General features: G+C 72.2%; 16 protein-coding genes. 9 read left to right on the top strand and 7 right to left on the bottom strand.

Annotated features, from left to right (window positions below):
- Window positions 1-11 precede the first annotated feature (11 nt).
- The gene (locus QFZ76_RS44055; protein ID WP_307678948.1) at window positions 12-1,037 is read right to left on the bottom strand and encodes a glutathione S-transferase family protein; all 1,026 of its coding nucleotides are present in this window, start codon (window positions 1,035-1,037) and stop codon (window positions 12-14) included.
- A 112-nt stretch (window positions 1,038-1,149) separates the two neighbouring features.
- Between QFZ76_RS44055 and QFZ76_RS44060 the strand changes: the two genes are divergently transcribed.
- Entirely contained in the window at window positions 1,150-2,169 is a 1,020-nt protein-coding gene (locus QFZ76_RS44060) for a cation diffusion facilitator family transporter (RefSeq protein WP_307678949.1), read from the top strand.
- Window positions 2,170-2,231: 62 nt separating this feature from the next.
- On the opposite strand, the gene QFZ76_RS44065 is transcribed toward QFZ76_RS44060, so the two are convergent.
- Window positions 2,232-2,681: a nitroreductase family deazaflavin-dependent oxidoreductase gene (locus QFZ76_RS44065; RefSeq protein WP_307680306.1), complete on the bottom strand. Its 450-nt coding sequence runs from the start codon at window positions 2,679-2,681 to the stop codon at window positions 2,232-2,234.
- Window positions 2,682-2,887: 206 nt separating this feature from the next.
- Here QFZ76_RS44065 and QFZ76_RS44070 point away from each other — a divergent pair, with 206 nt between their 5' ends.
- Entirely contained in the window at window positions 2,888-3,325 is a 438-nt protein-coding gene (locus tag QFZ76_RS44070; protein WP_307678950.1) for a nuclear transport factor 2 family protein, read from the top strand.
- Between the two features lie 12 nt (window positions 3,326-3,337).
- Here QFZ76_RS44070 and QFZ76_RS44075 read toward each other — a convergent pair whose 3' ends face one another.
- Complete coding sequence (locus tag QFZ76_RS44075) at window positions 3,338-3,970, bottom strand: LysE family transporter (RefSeq protein ID WP_307680307.1); 633 nt, start codon at window positions 3,968-3,970, stop codon at window positions 3,338-3,340.
- Window positions 3,971-4,302: 332 nt separating this feature from the next.
- On the opposite strand from QFZ76_RS44075, the gene QFZ76_RS44080 reads away from it, so the two are divergent.
- Together QFZ76_RS44080 and QFZ76_RS44085 are read left to right on the top strand one after the other, a co-directional pair.
- Entirely contained in the window at window positions 4,303-5,502 is a 1,200-nt protein-coding gene (locus QFZ76_RS44080; RefSeq protein ID WP_307678951.1) for a cytochrome P450, read from the top strand.
- Between the two features lie 12 nt (window positions 5,503-5,514).
- Complete coding sequence (locus QFZ76_RS44085) at window positions 5,515-5,715, top strand: ferredoxin (RefSeq protein WP_307678952.1); 201 nt, start codon at window positions 5,515-5,517, stop codon at window positions 5,713-5,715.
- 36 nt (window positions 5,716-5,751) lie between these two features.
- On the opposite strand, the gene QFZ76_RS44090 is transcribed toward QFZ76_RS44085, so the two are convergent.
- A complete protein-coding gene (locus QFZ76_RS44090) occupies window positions 5,752-6,303 on the bottom strand; it encodes a TetR/AcrR family transcriptional regulator (RefSeq protein WP_307678953.1) in 552 nt (183 codons plus the stop codon).
- 97 nt (window positions 6,304-6,400) lie between these two features.
- On the opposite strand from QFZ76_RS44090, the gene QFZ76_RS44095 reads away from it, so the two are divergent.
- From QFZ76_RS44095 to QFZ76_RS44110, 4 genes are all read left to right on the top strand, one after another.
- Window positions 6,401-6,859, top strand: coding sequence for a nuclear transport factor 2 family protein (locus QFZ76_RS44095; RefSeq protein ID WP_307678954.1), 459 nt, complete (start codon window positions 6,401-6,403; stop codon window positions 6,857-6,859).
- Between the two features lie 10 nt (window positions 6,860-6,869).
- Window positions 6,870-7,397, top strand: a complete 528-nt coding sequence (locus QFZ76_RS44100; protein WP_307678955.1) for a flavoprotein — start codon at window positions 6,870-6,872, stop codon at window positions 7,395-7,397.
- Window positions 7,398-7,508: 111 nt separating this feature from the next.
- Complete coding sequence (locus tag QFZ76_RS44105) at window positions 7,509-8,480, top strand: aldo/keto reductase (RefSeq protein WP_307678956.1); 972 nt, start codon at window positions 7,509-7,511, stop codon at window positions 8,478-8,480.
- A 520-nt stretch (window positions 8,481-9,000) separates the two neighbouring features.
- Complete coding sequence (locus QFZ76_RS44110; RefSeq protein ID WP_307678957.1) at window positions 9,001-10,965, top strand: RICIN domain-containing protein; 1,965 nt, start codon at window positions 9,001-9,003, stop codon at window positions 10,963-10,965.
- A 27-nt stretch (window positions 10,966-10,992) separates the two neighbouring features.
- On the opposite strand, the gene QFZ76_RS44115 is transcribed toward QFZ76_RS44110, so the two are convergent.
- The 3 genes from QFZ76_RS44115 to QFZ76_RS44125 all read right to left on the bottom strand — a co-directional run bounded on the left by QFZ76_RS44115 (window position 10,993) and on the right by QFZ76_RS44125 (window position 14,525).
- The gene (locus QFZ76_RS44115) at window positions 10,993-12,249 is read right to left on the bottom strand and encodes an SLC13 family permease (RefSeq protein ID WP_307680308.1); all 1,257 of its coding nucleotides are present in this window, start codon (window positions 12,247-12,249) and stop codon (window positions 10,993-10,995) included.
- A gap of 89 nt (window positions 12,250-12,338) precedes the next feature.
- Window positions 12,339-13,031 (bottom strand): DUF4232 domain-containing protein, encoded by a 693-nt coding sequence (locus QFZ76_RS44120; RefSeq protein WP_307678958.1) that lies wholly within the window; start codon window positions 13,029-13,031, stop codon window positions 12,339-12,341.
- Window positions 13,032-13,139: 108 nt separating this feature from the next.
- Window positions 13,140-14,525, bottom strand: coding sequence for a serine/threonine-protein kinase (locus QFZ76_RS44125; RefSeq protein WP_307678959.1), 1,386 nt, complete (start codon window positions 14,523-14,525; stop codon window positions 13,140-13,142).
- Between the two features lie 88 nt (window positions 14,526-14,613).
- Between QFZ76_RS44125 and QFZ76_RS44130 the strand changes: the two genes are divergently transcribed.
- Entirely contained in the window at window positions 14,614-15,165 is a 552-nt protein-coding gene (locus QFZ76_RS44130; RefSeq protein ID WP_307678960.1) for an RNA polymerase sigma factor, read from the top strand.
- Window positions 15,166-15,169 lie beyond the last annotated feature (4 nt).

Raw genomic sequence — 15,169 nt, forward strand, 5'->3', positions numbered from 1 at the left:
AATCTCCTTGGTCAGCGGGTGGGTCGGTGGTCTTGGGGGACCTGCTCGTGCACGGGTACCGGACCCGGCGGCGTCCCGTCGCCGAACGGCCGGCCGCCCAGCTCCTGACGGTGATGGGGTGTCAGCCAGCCGGACAGGTCCGGCCCGAGGGGCACGATGCCGGTCGGGTTGATGCCGGTGTGCACCTGGTAGTAGTGCCGCTTGATGTGGTCGAAGTCGACGGTGTCGCCGAAGCCCGGCGTCTGGTAGAGGTCGCGGACGTACGCCCACAGGACCTCGTTCTCGGCCAGCTTCCAGCGGTTGCACTTGAAGTGGCCGTGATAGACGGCGTCGAAGCGGACCAGGGTGGTGAACAGCCGGATGTCCGCCTCGGTGATCGTGTCGCCCACCAGATAACGCTGCCGGGCCAGCCGGGGCGTCAGCAGCTCCAGGCGCCGGAAGACGCCCGCGCACGCGGCCTCGTACTCCTCCTGGTCCGTCGCGAAGCCCGCCCGGTACACACCGTTGTTGACGTCCTCGTAGACCTCCGCCATCACCGTGTCGATCTCGTCGCGCAGCGCCCGCGGATACAGGTCGGGCGCGCCCTCCCGGTGCAGGGCCGTCCACTCGGTGGCGAGGTCCAGGGTGATCCGCTGGTAGTCGTTGGTGACCAGCTTGCCGCTGGGCACGTCCACGATCGCGGGCACGCTCACGCCGCCCGGGTAGTCGGTCTCCCGCCGGTCGTAGGCCTCGCTGAGGTAGCGGATGCCGAGGACGGGATCACGGCCGTCGGGGTCGAGGGTGAAGCGCCAGCTGCGGTCGTCCTGGATCGGGTCGGCGACGGCGAGGGACAGGGCGTCCTCCAGGCCGAGGAGACGCCGGGAGACCACCGCGCGGCTCGCCCATGGGCAGGCGCGGCTGGCCACCAGCCGGTAGCGGCCGGCTTCCACCGGCCAGCCGTCTTGGCCGTCCGCGGTGATCCGGTCCGTGAAGTGGCTCTTGGACCGCTTGAACGCCTTCTGGCCGTACTCGCGGTTGCCGTCGTCTCCGGCACCCATGGTTCCTCCCTGCCTGTCCGGCTGGCTTTCGTGTGCCTTCCCTGGTGAACGCGTTCCCCGTTTTCCGCCGACGGCACGGTGTGAGCCTCATCGACCGGGGCAGTCGGCGGAGGTGACAGGGACATCCTCAAAGCACAAGGCAGACGAGAAGGCAGACGAGAACGCGGACCTGAAGGCAGAGCGGAAGCCCGACCGGAGTACGCGCGTCACCGTGCTCGTGGCGCTCGCGGCCAACCTCGTGATCGCGGTCGCCAAGGCCGTCGGCGGGCTCCTCGCGGCATCGCCGGCGCTGCTCTCGGAGGCCGCGCACTCCGTGGCCGACAGCATGAACGAGGTCTTCCTGCTCGCCGCGCTGCGCCGCAGCCGCCGCCCCGCCGACCGGCGCCACCCCTTCGGCTACGGCAAGGAGCGGTTCTTCTGGTCGCTCCTCGCGGCCGTCGGGATCTTCGTGATGGGCGGCTGCTTCTCCTTCTTCCAGGGCTTCGAGGCCCTCAGGAACGGTGCCGAGGAGAAGTTCAGCGGGTATGTGGCGGGCCTGGTGGTGCTCGGCGTCGCTTTCGTGGCCGAGGGACTCTCGCTGCTCAGGGCCCTGTATCAGGTGCGCCTGCAGGGCCGGGGCATGGACGGTCTGCGCGACCCCGCCCTGCGTACGGTCGTCGCCGAGGACGGTACGGCCGTACTCGGCGTCGCCCTCGCGATCACCGGCATGGCCCTGCACATGGTCACCGGGCAGGTGGTGTGGGAGGCGTCCGCGTCCCTGGCGATCGGCGCCCTGCTCGTGTACGTGGCCTACCGCCTCGGCCGCGAGGCACGGGACCAGCTGATCGGGGAGGCCGCCGACCCGGAGTCCAGCGGCAGGATCCGGGCGCTGCTTCAGGCGCAGCCCGAGATCGACAGCGTGGAGGCGCTGTTCACGATGAAGATGGGGCTGGACTCGCTCCTGGTGGCGGCCCGCATCGACCTGGTGCCCGGACTGGACAGCGAGCGGGTCGAGGAGGTCGCGGTGCGGATCAAGCGGTCCATCGCAAGTACCGTTCCCGAGACCGGCGAGATCTTCCTCGACGTGACCGACCGGCCCGCCGCCGAAGCAGGGGAAAGCCCCGCCGCGACGGGGGAACGCGGCGGGGCCTGACGCTCGGGTGCCCGGCCGATGCCGGTCTATGCCACCCCGGGCGAGATTTTTTTCCGGGAGGTTCAGTTCCCGTCCGAGGGCTCCAGCACGAAGACCGGAATCTCCCGGTCTGTCTTCGTCTGGTAGTCGGCGTACGGCGGGTACGCGGCGACGGCGCGCTCCCACCACTCGGCCTTTTCCGCTCCGGTGATCTCACGGGCCGTCATGTCCCGCTTGGTCGGCCCGTCCTGGAGTTCCACGTGGGGATCGGCCTTGACGTTGTGGTACCAGACGGGGTGCTTGGGCGCCCCGCCCAGTGATGCCACGGCCGCGTACCTTCCCTCGTGCTCGACGCGCATCAGCGGCGTCTTGCGGAGCTTGCCGCTCTTCGCGCCCCGGGTCGTCAGCAGGATGACGGGCATTCCCGTGTCCATCAGCGTTGTTCCCTTGGTGCCGCCGGAGCTCTCGTACAGCTCCACCTGGTCGCGCACCCACTGCTCCGGGCTGGGTTCGTAGTCGCCCTCAAGAGGCATGGCATCCGTCCCATCGTCGTTGATCAGGCCTTGCTCGTACCGGAGTTTGACATCGGTACGAACGGCTTTCATCCGTACCACGTTCCCCGGCGGCCCCCAAATTCCGTCGCCTGCCATTACTCCACGGGTAATCGCCCCGGTCCAGCGCATACGGCACAGTCGGGACCGCACCGCACGACAACCGTCCGTCCGAGGGAGAGGACCCCATGACCACGACGACCCCCGCCACCACGACCCGCGCCGTGGTCGAGGAACTGCTGCTCAGGATCGGCCGGGGCGACCCGGAGCGGATCGCCGAGCTGTACGCCGAGCCCGCCGACTGGAGGCTCGACTGGCCCGAGGACGAGCACGGCCGCGGCGCGACCCCCTGGATCCGGCACCGCGCCACCCGGGCCGACGCCGCCGCGCACTACCGGGAGCTGGCCGCGTACCACGTCCCGGGAGAGGCGGCGACGGAGATCGAGCGCATCCTGGTGGACGGCGCCGATGCCGTGGTGCTCGGTGAGATCCGGCAGACCGCGGCCACCACCGGGCGCGCCTATCGTGCCAGGTTCGCCCTGCATCTCACCGTCGAGGACGGACTGGTCGTCCGCCACCACGTCTACGAGGACAGCCTCGCGGTGGCCCGCGCCTTCGCACCGTGACCGCCGGCCCGCTCACGACCCGGCCACCAGCATCCGCACGGCCAGCGCCGTCATCACGCCACTCGACAGCAGCGCCGTCGCCAGCCGCCCGCGCCGCCCGGTCAGGGCCCGGCCCAGCAGGGCGCCGCCCCCCGCCAGCAGCAACTGCCAGCTCGCGGACGCGACGAAGGCCGCCAGGACGAACACCCCTTGTTCCAGGGGCCGTACGGACTCCTCGGCACGGCTGCCGAGCACCAGGGCGGCGAAGTAGATCACGGTGGTGGGGTTGAGCAGGGTGATCCCGAGCAGCGTCAGAAAGGCCCGCGCGGGGCTCGGCGGAGGCGGGTCGACACGGGTGGCGAGCCGGTGGCCGCGGTACTGCCGTACGGCGGTGACCGTGCCGAGGACCGCGAGCGCCACCAGCACCAGGGCGGAGGCCCAGCGCAGCGGCCCGAGCACCGGTCGCAGCGCACCCGCGAGGGCGGAGCCGCCGACCGTGGCCAGGAGGGCGTAGAGCCCGTCGGCGGCAGCGACACCGAGCGCGGCGCAGACACCGGTCCGCAGGGACGTACGGGCGGAGAGGGAGACGAGATAGGCGCCGACCGCACCGACGGGGACGGCGATGCCGTACCCCGCGAGCAGTCCCGCGACGAGCGCGGCGCTCATGAGCGCGCGGGCGCGGGCCTCCATGGACGGCTGGGCTGCTGCTGGGCACGCACCGGACGAACGGCGGTGGCGGTCAGCGGCAGCGGGGCAGAGGGTTTCGGCATGGCCAGATCCTGGGGGTGGCGGCCGTGCGGGGACAAGCGAATTTCCGAGGTGCGACGACCGGCCCCGGCCGGGCGGTGAATCCGGTCCTCCGATTCGTGTCCGGGCAGCGGCGATCCCCGGCCATATCGCCCTCGCCACCGATCTGGCCGAACTTCTCGTCCCCTCATAGATGCCTGGGGCATCTAATGAGGATCTGTACGACGCACCCTTCGTCTGCGAGGTCTGCCATGACGGAAACGGAACCGGTCGCCTTCCCCCGGAGCCGGACCTGTCCCTACCACCCGCCGACCGCCTACGACCCGCTGCGCACCGCCCGGCCGCTCACCCGGATCACCCTCTTCGACGGCCGCCCGGCCTGGCTGGTCAGCGGTCATGCCGCCGCCCGCGCCCTGCTGGCCGACCCGCGCCTGTCCAGCGACCGGACCCGGCCCGACTTCCCCGCGCCCACGGAGCGCTTCGCGGGCGTACGGAACCGGAAGACCGCGCTGCTGGGCGTCGACGACCCCGAGCACCGCACCCAGCGGCGGATGGTGATCCCCGGCTTCACGCTCAAACGCGCCACCGAACTGCGCCCGCGCATCGAGCAGGTCGTGGACGAACGGATCGACGCGATGATCGCCCAGGGGCCGCCCGCCGAACTGGTGAGCGCCTTCGCGCTGCCCGTGCCGTCGACGGTGATCTGCGCCCTGCTCGGCGTGCCGTACGCCGACCACGACTTCTTCGAAGGGCAGTCCCGACGCCTCCTGCGCGGTCCGACGGCCGCCGACACCATGGACGCGCGCGACCAACTCGAGGTGTACCTCGGCGAGTTGATCGACCACAAACAGAAGCAGCACGAGCCCGGCGACGGCGTGCTGGACGAACTCGTCCACCAGCAGCTGCGCGACGGCGCGATCGACCGCCAGGAAGCGATCGCCCTGGCGATCATCCTGCTGGTCGCCGGCCACGAGACGACCGCCAACATGATCTCGCTCGGCACCTTCACGCTCCTCCAACACCCCGAGCAGCTGGCCGAGTTGCGCGACGATCCGGCGCTCCTGCCCACCGCGGTCGAGGAACTCATGCGGATGCTGTCGATCGCCGACGGTCTGCTGCGGTCGGCGACCGAGGACATCGAGGTGGCGGGGACGACGATCCGGGCGGGCGACGGCGTGGTCTTCGCGACCTCGGTCATCAACCGCGACGAGACCGTGTACGCCGACCCCGACACCCTGGACTGGCACCGGTCCGCCCGCCACCACGTGGCCTTCGGCTTCGGGATCCACCAGTGCCTCGGCCAGAACCTGGCCCGCGCCGAGCTGGAGATCGCCCTGCACACGCTCTTCGACCGGCTGCCCACACTCCGCCTCGCCGCCCCCGCGGACGAGATCCCCTTCAAACCCGGCGACACCATCCAGGGGATGCTGGAACTCCCCGTGACCTGGTAAGAGGCTCCGGTCATGCACATCGACATCGACAAGGACGTCTGCATCGGCGCGGGCCAGTGCGCGCTGGCCGCTCCGGGCGTCTTCACCCAGGACGACGACGGCTACAGCACCCTCCGCCCCGGCCGGGAGGACGGCGGCGGCGACCACATGGTCCGGGAGGCCGCCCGGGCCTGCCCCGTCTCCGCCATCACGGTGTCGGAGACGGTGGGCTGACGCACGGCGTACTGAGCTCGCCGGCCCTGCCCGACCTCAGCGGGACTCCAGCAGCAGTCGCGCCGCGTCGCGCGCCTCGGCGGCCGGCCGGGTGCTCCCGGTGATGCCCGCCGTGACCATGGCGCCCTCGGCCAGCAGGAACAGCGGGGCGGCCAGTGCGGCGGGCCGCCCCGCGTCGGCCACCAGCGAGGCGAGGTAGTCGCCGAACGCCCGCTTGTGCGCCCGCACTTGGGCCACCACCCGGTCCGAGGTGGCACCCAGTTCGCCGTACGAGTTGATCCACGCGCACCCGCGGAAGCCCTCCTCGCCGAACCACTCCGCCAGCCAGTCGAAGACCGCCAGGATGCGACGCTCCGGATCCGCCTCGCGCTCCACATGTGCGGCCAGCCGGCCGCGCCAGCGCTCGTCCCGCCGCTCCAGATAGGCCTCGACCAGCTGTTCCTTCGCCGGGAAGAGCTGGTAGAGCCGCTTCAGGGAGACCCCGGACGCGCCCCGGACGGCGTCCATCCCGACGGACTGGATGCCCCGCCCGTAGAACAGCTCCTCCGCTGCGTCCAGCACCCGCTCCCGGGCGACCGCGCTGTCCATGGACGACCACTCCTTGACGTGAGAACGGGCGTTCTCCTACGGTGACGATCGTACCGGAGAACGCGCTCGTTCTCCCTTGTCGGCCACGGAGGAAGACATGACCGACCGCCCGCCCCTGCCGCCCTTCACCCGCGAGAGCGCCGCCCAGAAGGTCCAGGCGGCCGAGGACGCCTGGAACACCCGCGACCCGCACCGGGTGGCGCTCGCCTACTCGCCGGACTCGGTGTGGCGCAACCGCGACACCTTCCTCACCGGCCGCGCGCAGATCGTCGAGTTCCTGACCGCGAAGTGGGCACGCGAGCACGAGTACGCGCTGCGCAAGGAGTTGTGGGCCTTCGACGGCGACCGCATCGCGGTGCGGTTCCAGTACGAGTGCCGGGACGCGGACGGCCGGTGGTGGCGGTCGTACGGCAACGAACTGTGGGAGTTCGACGAGCACGGGCTGATGACCCGGCGCGAGGCGAGCATCAACGACGTGCCCATCGAGGAGAAGCAGCGGCGCATCCTCGGCCCGCGGCCGGAAGCCGAACGGGGGCGGCCCTTCCCGCTTGAGTAGGGTGCGCGGAATGACCGAACCGGACGGGAAACCCTTCCTCTACGTCGTCGTCTGCGCCGCCGGGATCGCGGCGGACGTCGGCAGGCTGATCACCGCGGCCCAGGAGCGCGACTGGGAGGTCGGCGTGATCGCCACCCCCGTCGCGATGAACGGCTTCTTCGACACCGCCGCCGTCGAGGCGCGGACCGGGCGGCGGATCCGCTCTGCCTGGCGCAGCCCGGGCGACCCGCGCCCCTTCCCGCCGCCGGACGCCGTCGTGGTCGCTCCCGCCACCTTCAACACCGTCAACAAGTGGGCGGCCGGGCTCGCCGACACCCTCGCCGTGGCGACCCTGTGCGAGACGTACGGCCTGGGCGTCCCGGTCGCCGCACTGCCGTGCGTGGCCGACGCGCTCGCCGCCCACCCCGCCTACCAGGACAGCCTCATACGGCTGCGCGCCATGGGTGTGCGGTTCAGCGAGCCGTACTCCGGCGAGCCGGGGGAGGACGGCGCGCGCCCGGAGTTCGGGTGGGAGCGGGCGCTGGACCTGCTGGGGTGAGCCGGAGGGTGGCGGCCGGCCGGTCGGGCAGGAGAGTCACTGTGGGACTTGGAGCGGGGGCGAAGTCGTACGCTCCCTTTCGTACCCATCCCGAAGGCAGGAGCAGCAACGATGCAGTACGTGAAGCTCGGTTCGACGGGCCTGGACGTCTCGCGGATCTGTCTGGGCTGCATGACGTACGGCCTGCCGGACCGCGGCGTGCACGAGTGGACCCTCGACGAGGAGGCGTCACGTCCGCTGATCCGGCAGGCGTTGGAGGCCGGGATCAACTTCTTCGACACCGCCAACGTGTATTCCGACGGCACCAGCGAGGAGATCGTCGGCAAGGCGCTCGCCGACTTCGCCCGCCGTGACGAGTTCGTGCTCGCGACCAAGGTGCACGGCCGGATGCGGCCCGGAGCCAACGGTGCCGGACTGTCCCGCAAAGTGATCATGACCGAGATCGACCACAGCCTCAGCCGCCTCGGCACGGACTATGTGGACCTCTACCAGATCCATCGCTACGACCCGCACACCCCGGTCGAGGAGACGATGGAGGCCCTGCACGACCTGGTGAAGGCGGGCAAGGTGCGCTACATCGGGGCGAGTTCGATGTACGCCTGGCAGTTCTCGAAGATGCAGTACACGGCCGAGCGGCACGGCTGGACCAAGTTCGTCTCGATGCAGAACCACTACAACCTCCTCTACCGCGAGGAGGAGCGCGAGATGCTGCCGCTGTGCGCGGACCAGGGCGTCGGTGCCCTGCCGTGGAGCCCGCTGGCCCGCGGTCGTCTGACCCGCGACTGGGGCACGGTCACCGAGCGCAGCGCGAACGACAACTTCGGCAGCAACCTCTACCCGGAGGGCGACCGCACCATCGTCGAGACCGTCACCCGCATCGCGGACGACCGGGGCGTCCCGCGCGCCCAGGTGGCCCTCGCCTGGCTGCTGCATCAGAAGACGGTGGCGGCGCCCATCGTCGGCGCGGCCAAGCCGCAGCACATCGAGGACGCCGTGGCCGCCGTCGAACTCGAGCTCAGCGACAAGGAGATCGAGGAACTGGAGCGGCCCTACACCCCGCACCCGATTCTCGGTCACTCCTGAGGGACCGGACCAGGGCGGGGATCCGCGCGGCGCGAACCACGTGCCGCACGGATCTCCGCCCTCCGGTTTTGTCGGCCCAATGGTTGGCGGCTGAGTGGCGAAGAACGGTCTCAGGTGCGGTGGAGTGGCCGTTCAATGGTTGGCGCGAAGTCGACGCCCGAAGCAAGTGAATACCATTCCCGTTTGCGACCCCCGATACCGCGGCGCGGTAAAGCTGCCGCAAAGGACCGCTATTGACCCGTTGTCGAATATCGGCGACCCGAACACAATGCACAAAACCGCGGGACGACTTGTTACGCCTCGTTGACCTGTGCAAAGGTGGCCTGGTCGGCGCACGGACAATCTCCCTTTGCCGTGTGCACGAGGCCTCTCCCGTGCGCTCCTCATGCTCCAAAAGAGCTTCCCCTGGCGGGCGTTCGAGATGCCGAACCCTGTGCGGACGGACCCCGGCGCCTCGTCGGCGGCACCGCATACCCATTGGTATGGACTTTGTGCAGAACGCCCTCGGAGGAATGCCGCTGTGAAAGACGCAGGCCTGTCGAATTCCCCGACTCCCGCTCGTCCCTCCGACGCCACGGACGAGCAACTGAGCGCCGAGCTCAAGAAGTGGAGCGGGGCGACACCGGCGCTCCAACCGGTCGGTGAACTCCTGGACCGGCACTGGGAAGCGGCCTTCGCCTACGCACGGTTGTGCACCGACGGCGCCCGCCCCGCGGGAATGCTCACCACCGCCGCATTCACCCGGCTCTTCGGGGAAACGCTGCGCCAGAACGGGCCGACCTCCGCCTGGCGGCCCCAACTGCTCGTCACCGTGCGCCGGATAGCGGCGGAATGGGACGCCGACGGCAGACGCGAGCTGCTGCACCCGCAGTTGAGAACCGAGGGCGGCGGGGACCGCATCGCCGCCCGCCTGCTGCCGCCGGCCAACCGCCGCCTGCTGTCCGGGGCGTTCCAGCGGCTGCCCCAGTCGGCCCGCTGTCTGCTGTGGCACACCGAGGTCGAGTCCGAACCGCTCGGCATGCCCGCCGCACTGCTGGGCCTGGGCGAGGAGGACGCGGGCATCGAAATGCAGCGGGGCCGCGAGCGGTTGCGGGACGAGTGCCTCCAGGTCCACCGCGAACTCGCTCCCGAGCAGGAGTGCCGTCACTACCTCCGGCTGCTGGACGTGACCTATCGGCGCGGCGGTGCCGGCCTCGACGCCGACCTGAGCGAACACCTGGAACGGTGCAAGCACTGCCGGCACACCGCCGACCAGCTGCACCAGTTCAACCACGGCCTCGGCGGCGCGCTCGCCGAGGCGGTGCTCGGCTGGGGCGCGCACGCCTATCGGGAGGCGCGCGCACACGTGGACCACGCTCCCGAGGAAGCGCAGGCCCAGCGCCCGGCCGTCGTGGGCGAGTCCTTCATGAGCGCGACGCCGGCCCAGCCCCCGGCCGCCCCGGGCGAGGCCTTCGTCCCGGCGCCGGACGCCCGGCCACCCGCCGTCGCGGGTGTGGCCTTCGAGGCGCCCGCGCGTCCGACCTCCGCACCCCGGGTCGGCCCGCGCCCCGCCTCCCGCCGTTCCGCCCACAAGGCCGCCCGCCGCTCGTCCCGCCGCAACCTCACCGCGGCCGTCCTGACCGTGAGCGGGCTGATCGTCCTCCCGCTGGCGTTGTGGTCCTCCCTCGGCTCCTCCGACGACAACTCCCAGGCCGACGACGGCCGCACGTCCGACGCCCCCGACACGGGCACCGCGACCTCCGACCCGTCCTGGGCCGGCTCCGGAGAGGGCGAGCAGGGCACCATGCGCGGCCGGCTGCACAACGTGGCGTCCGGGCTGTGCGTCGGCGTGGTCGGTGCGAAGGCCGTCAAGGACGCGGAGACCGAGCTCACCGACTGTTCCGCGGAGCCTTCGCAGCAGTGGTCGTACGACGCCGACGGGCTGCTGCGCAACGCGGACGCCCCCGATCTCTGCCTGGACTCCCACCTCGGCTACTCGGTGCGGCTCGCCCTGTGCACGGGCGCGGAAAAGGCAGCCGACAAGAGCATCCGCTACGACTTCACCCTCCAGGGCATGCTGGTGCCGCGCTGGGACCAGGATCTGGCCCTGAGCCCCTCCGCCACCGACGGAGCGGGCTCGCTGGTCGTGAAGACCCGCGACGACAGCCCCGCGCAGCGCTGGGTGATCGACACCTCGAAGACCGACCTCCAGATGGAGGTGGTCAACTGGGGCGCGGACAGCACCCTGTCGAGGGTGCCCGGGCCGGCGCCCGAGCCGACCGGAACACCGAGCCCGAAGCCCACACCCACGCCGTCCGCGACTCCGTCGACGCCCCAGGCCACGCCCACGCCCGCCCCCACGCCGACGTATCCGTATCCCACCAACGGGAACTGCTACTACAACCCGTACTACTGCTCCGGGAACGGCCAGGACGGCGGCCAGTACGGCGGCTGGCCCGGGTACGGCTACGGCGGCTACGGCGGCTACGGCGGCTACGGCAACTGACCCGCCCCGCGACGGCGACCGGACGCTTCAGGCCCCGACGACCTGGAGCGAGGCCCACAGCGCCACCACGGCGGGCACCAGCGCGGCCGGCGTGGCGAGCAGACCGAGCCGGGTGAACTCCCTGAGCCCGACCTCGTACCCCTGCCCGTGCGCGATGCGCCGCCACAGCAGCGTGGCCAGCGACCCGGCGTAGGTCAGGTTCGGCCCGATGTTCACCCCGAGCAGCACCGCGAGGAGCGCGCCCGGGCCGGCCGAGGCGGTCAGCGGCAGCAGGACCAGGACCGCGGGCAGGTTGTTGATCAGGTTCGCCAGTACGGCGGCCAGGGCGGCGATGCCGAGCAGTGCGGCCAGTCCCGTCCCCTCCGGCAGCGCGTGCCGCAGCGCGTCGGCGAGGCCGTTGTCGACCACCGCGCGCACGACGACGCCGAGCGCGAGCACGAACGCCAGGAAGGCCGGCGCCGCCGCCCGCACCACGGTGAGCGGGGTGGCCCGCCGCCGGACGAGGGCACGTCCCGCCAGCACCAGTGCCCCCGCCAGCGCGGCCCAGGCCGGCTCGACGTGGAGGGCGGAGGTCACCGCGAAGGCCGCCAGCGTGCAGGCGACCGTGACGAGCGCGAACAGCGGCAGTTCCGGCGTCTCGGCGGTCACGGGGGAGTGGGTGACCTCGTCCAGGTCGCGCTCGAAGAAGCGCCGGAAGACCGCGTACTCGACGCCGATCGCGACCAGCCAGGGCAGCGCCATCAGTGCCGCGAACCGCGTGAAGCTCAGCCCGCTCGCCGCGAACGCCAGCAGATTGGTGAGGTTGGAGACCGGCAGCAGCAGCGAGGCCGTGTTCGACAGGTGCGCGCACGCGTAGGCGTGCGGCCCGGCCCGGACTCCCATGCGGGCGGCGGTGGCGAACACCACCGGCGTCAGCAGCACCACGGTGGCGTCCAGACTCAGCACCGCCGTGATCGTCGACGCCAGCACGAACACCCCGGCCAGCAGCCGCCCGGGCGAGCCCGCCGACCGACGGGCCAGCCACGCCCCGCACGCCTGGAAGAGCCCCTCGACGTCGCAGAAGTGGGCCAGCACCAGCACCGCGGCGAGGAACCCGATCACCGGCCCGAGCTGCTCGGCCTCCGCCCGCGCGTGAGCCGGCGAGATCACCCCGGTCACGATCACCGCTCCCGCCGCCGGGACGGCCAGCACCGCCTCCGGCCATCCGTTGGGGCGAAGGACGGCCCAGGCGAGGACGGCGACGAGCAGAGCGACGGACAGGGCTTCGGCGAGCGGGGTGTTCAGGGCGGATCCTTCGGAACGTGATCAGATGCTGCCCGGCCATCGAAGCAGGCGACGGTAAGAGTCGGGCGAGGATCCCGACAGGCGGCCGCTCAGGGGGCCGTCCCGGCGGCGAACACCGTCAGGAACACCGAGGACGCGTTGCCGGACACCGGCACCCGCCCCGCCGTCCATGCCACCTTCAGCGGGTCCCGCTCGTCCGGCGGGGTCACCAGCAGCGACGCGGGAGTGGCGGCCCGCGCCCCGCTGACCTCGGGACTGGAGAACGACAGCCCGGCCCAGGCGCTCTTCCCCGGCGCCAGCGTGACCGTCACGGGCGTGTCCGCGGAGCGCTTCGGGTCCGGGCCCAGCTGCTTGCCGGTCGCGTCCAGGAAGGCGGCGCCCGGATAGCCGCGCACGGTGCACGTCCGGTCGGAGGCGTTGGTCAGGACGACCGGGAAGTTCCACTGCCCGGCCCCCGGGTCGTTGCGCCCGACGGACGCGTGCAGCTCGGAGGTGTGGCAGCGGGTGCTCACGGCGGTGGGGGAGTCCTCGGCCGTGGGCGAGGCAGGGGGCGAAGTGGTGGGCGGGGCGGCGGACCCGCTGGGAACGCGACTCGGCGTGGGATCGGCGGGGGCGGCCGAAGCAGTCGTACGGCCCTCAGTCGCGGGCGCGGCCGTGCCGGCCACCTTCTGCGGCGGGCTCGCCGTGCCGTCACCGCCGCCGCAGGCGGTCAGCAGGCCGAGCACCGCGACCGCGCCGGCGAGCCGGGCCGCCCGCGGCACGCCCTGGGACGTCTTCGCCATGTCTGTCCACACTCCCGGAAACTCCTCGCACGCGTGGCACACGTGCGTACGGCGCCCTGTGCCCCGTCACTGAGGTCCGATGCGGCCGGGGACGGAAAAGTTCGCCCGTCATCCCAGGGAATCACGGCGGTTTCCCAGCCGTACGGAATCCAGGACGCGGTCGGTCGCGGTCGCACCGCCGCTCTGCCGGATCTGCACATACACCTGTGGCTGTCCGCCGCCGTCCGCCGACGTGAGGCCGGCCTCCGTGACGGACCCGCCGCCCGGGCAGTCGCTCCAGCCGCGGACCCTGCCGTGCCAGACGCGGCCGGTGTAGGCGCGGGCGCCGTCGTAGTGGCAGCCGGGGTGGGCGAGGCCGGCGACCGGGGCGGTGACGTCGCCCCGCTCGCTCAGGCCGACGAACACGCCGTTCACGTCCGCGCCGAGGTCCTGCCACCTGTCCAGGCGGTCCGCGACGACGAGCCCAGGCTCCTGCCCCGCGGGCAGACCGAGCACCCGCGGATCCCACCCCGAGTCGCGCAGCTGCCGCCCCCACGCGCCGGGTACCTCGGCGACGATCCGGCCGGTCGCGTCCTCGACCCGTACGTCGGTGTCCCCGGAGGACCGGCTCACCAGCGCGGCGGTCACCCCGGCGGCCACCACCGCGAGTACGACCGAGGCCGGCGCGACGGCCTTCGCGGACACGCGGCGAGGCCGGCCGCCCACCTGGGACGCCAGCCGCTCCAACTCCCCGGCGAAGACCCGGGCATCGGGCCAGCGCCGCTCCCGGTCCGGGTGCAGCGCCCGCATCAGGGCGCGCCGGACACCCGGATCCAGGCCCGGACGCAGCCGGTCCGGACGCACCACCTTGCCGGGCGGGCCCGGAACCGTGCCGGTGACCAGGTGGTAGCCGACCGCGCCGAGGCCGTACACGTCGGCGCGCTCGTCGATGCCCGCGCCGGGCTCGGCCTGCTCGGGCGGCCGGTATCCCTCCGACCCCGCCGCCTGGGTGAGGCCGGAGGCCTGCGCGAGGCTCTTGGCCAGCCCGAGGTCGGCGAGCAGCACCCGGGAGCTGCCGTCCGGGGCGCCGGCCAGCAGCACGTTGGTCGGCTTGATGTCCCGGTGCACGATCCCCGCCTCGTGCAGCGCGGCGGCGCCCAGGGCGGCCAGCGCCGTCAGCCGCAGCGCCCGGGGCACGGGCAGCGGACCGGCGGCGAGCAGGTCGGCGAGGGTGCCGCCGTCGGCGTACTCCATGACGAAGTACGGCCTGCCGTCCGGAAGTTCACCGAGGTCGTGGACCTGCACCACCCGCTCGGACCCGGCCCGGCGCAGCATCCGCGCCTCGGACAGGAACCGTTCGCGCACGTCCAGCCGCTGCGACCAGTTGTCGGCGAGGACCTTCACGGCCACCGGCGCGTCGAGTTCGTCGTCGTGGGCGAGCCAGACCGTGCCGAACGCGCCGGTTCCCAGGCGCCGTTCGAGGCGGTAGCGCCCGATCCGCTCGACGGAGTGCATACGACTATCATGCCTGGGCCGAGATCCGCCCGGGATACGCCGGGACCGCCGGGGATCCGCCCCGAACCCGTCCCGAGGGGAGCAGCCCGTGCCGGACGCGGCACCGACCGAGGACCTCGCGCGGCGTGCGGCCGCGGGCGACCGGGGCGCGCTGGACGAGCTGCTGGAGGCGATCCGGCCCGAAGTCCTGCGTCGCTGCGGGCGGTTCCTGCCCTGCCGGGAGGACGCGGAGGAGGCGGCGCAGGACGTGCTCCTCCAAGTCGCCCGGAAGATCGGGACGTTCGAGGGCCGCAGCCGCTTCAGCACCTGGCTCTACACCGTCGTCGCCAACTGCGCCCGCCAGAAGTACCGCGAGCTCAGGCGGCGGGCCGCCGAACAGCCGGCGCCGATCGACGCCGCCCAGTACGTCGACCCGCGCACCACCAGCGTGATCGCCGGATCCCGCGTCGACCTGCTGGAGGCGCTGGAGCGGCTGGAGCGCGAACACCCGCAGCTGGTCGCGCCGTTGGTGTACCGGGACATCTGCCAGCTGGAGTACGCGGAGGCCGCCGAACGGGCGGGCGTCCCGCTCGGCACGTTCAAGTCGCGGCTGCACGAGGCCCGCAGGCAGGTCCGGCCCTGGCTGTCGGCCTCCTCCTGAAGCG

Source organism: Streptomyces sp. V4I2, from assembly GCF_030817655.1.
Taxonomy (GTDB): domain Bacteria; phylum Actinomycetota; class Actinomycetes; order Streptomycetales; family Streptomycetaceae; genus Streptomyces; species Streptomyces plumbiresistens.

What these genes read in the sequence shown, in the direction of transcription:
- QFZ76_RS44055 (WP_307678948.1), bottom strand. Translation starts at nt 1,037, where the DNA reads ATGGGTGCCGGAGACGACGGCAACCGCGAGTACGGCCAGAAGGCGTTC.
- QFZ76_RS44065 (WP_307680306.1), bottom strand. Translation starts at nt 2,681, where the DNA reads ATGCCTCTTGAGGGCGACTACGAACCCAGCCCGGAGCAGTGGGTGCGC.
- QFZ76_RS44070 (WP_307678950.1), top strand. Translation starts at nt 2,888, where the DNA reads ATGACCACGACGACCCCCGCCACCACGACCCGCGCCGTGGTCGAGGAA.
- QFZ76_RS44075 (WP_307680307.1), bottom strand. Translation starts at nt 3,970, where the DNA reads ATGAGCGCCGCGCTCGTCGCGGGACTGCTCGCGGGGTACGGCATCGCC.
- QFZ76_RS44080 (WP_307678951.1), top strand. Translation starts at nt 4,303, where the DNA reads ATGACGGAAACGGAACCGGTCGCCTTCCCCCGGAGCCGGACCTGTCCC.
- QFZ76_RS44085 (WP_307678952.1), top strand. Translation starts at nt 5,515, where the DNA reads ATGCACATCGACATCGACAAGGACGTCTGCATCGGCGCGGGCCAGTGC.
- QFZ76_RS44090 (WP_307678953.1), bottom strand. Translation starts at nt 6,303, where the DNA reads ATGGACAGCGCGGTCGCCCGGGAGCGGGTGCTGGACGCAGCGGAGGAG.
- QFZ76_RS44095 (WP_307678954.1), top strand. Translation starts at nt 6,401, where the DNA reads ATGACCGACCGCCCGCCCCTGCCGCCCTTCACCCGCGAGAGCGCCGCC.
- QFZ76_RS44100 (WP_307678955.1), top strand. Translation starts at nt 6,870, where the DNA reads ATGACCGAACCGGACGGGAAACCCTTCCTCTACGTCGTCGTCTGCGCC.
- QFZ76_RS44105 (WP_307678956.1), top strand. Translation starts at nt 7,509, where the DNA reads ATGCAGTACGTGAAGCTCGGTTCGACGGGCCTGGACGTCTCGCGGATC.
- QFZ76_RS44120 (WP_307678958.1), bottom strand. Translation starts at nt 13,031, where the DNA reads ATGGCGAAGACGTCCCAGGGCGTGCCGCGGGCGGCCCGGCTCGCCGGC.
- QFZ76_RS44125 (WP_307678959.1), bottom strand. Translation starts at nt 14,525, where the DNA reads ATGCACTCCGTCGAGCGGATCGGGCGCTACCGCCTCGAACGGCGCCTG.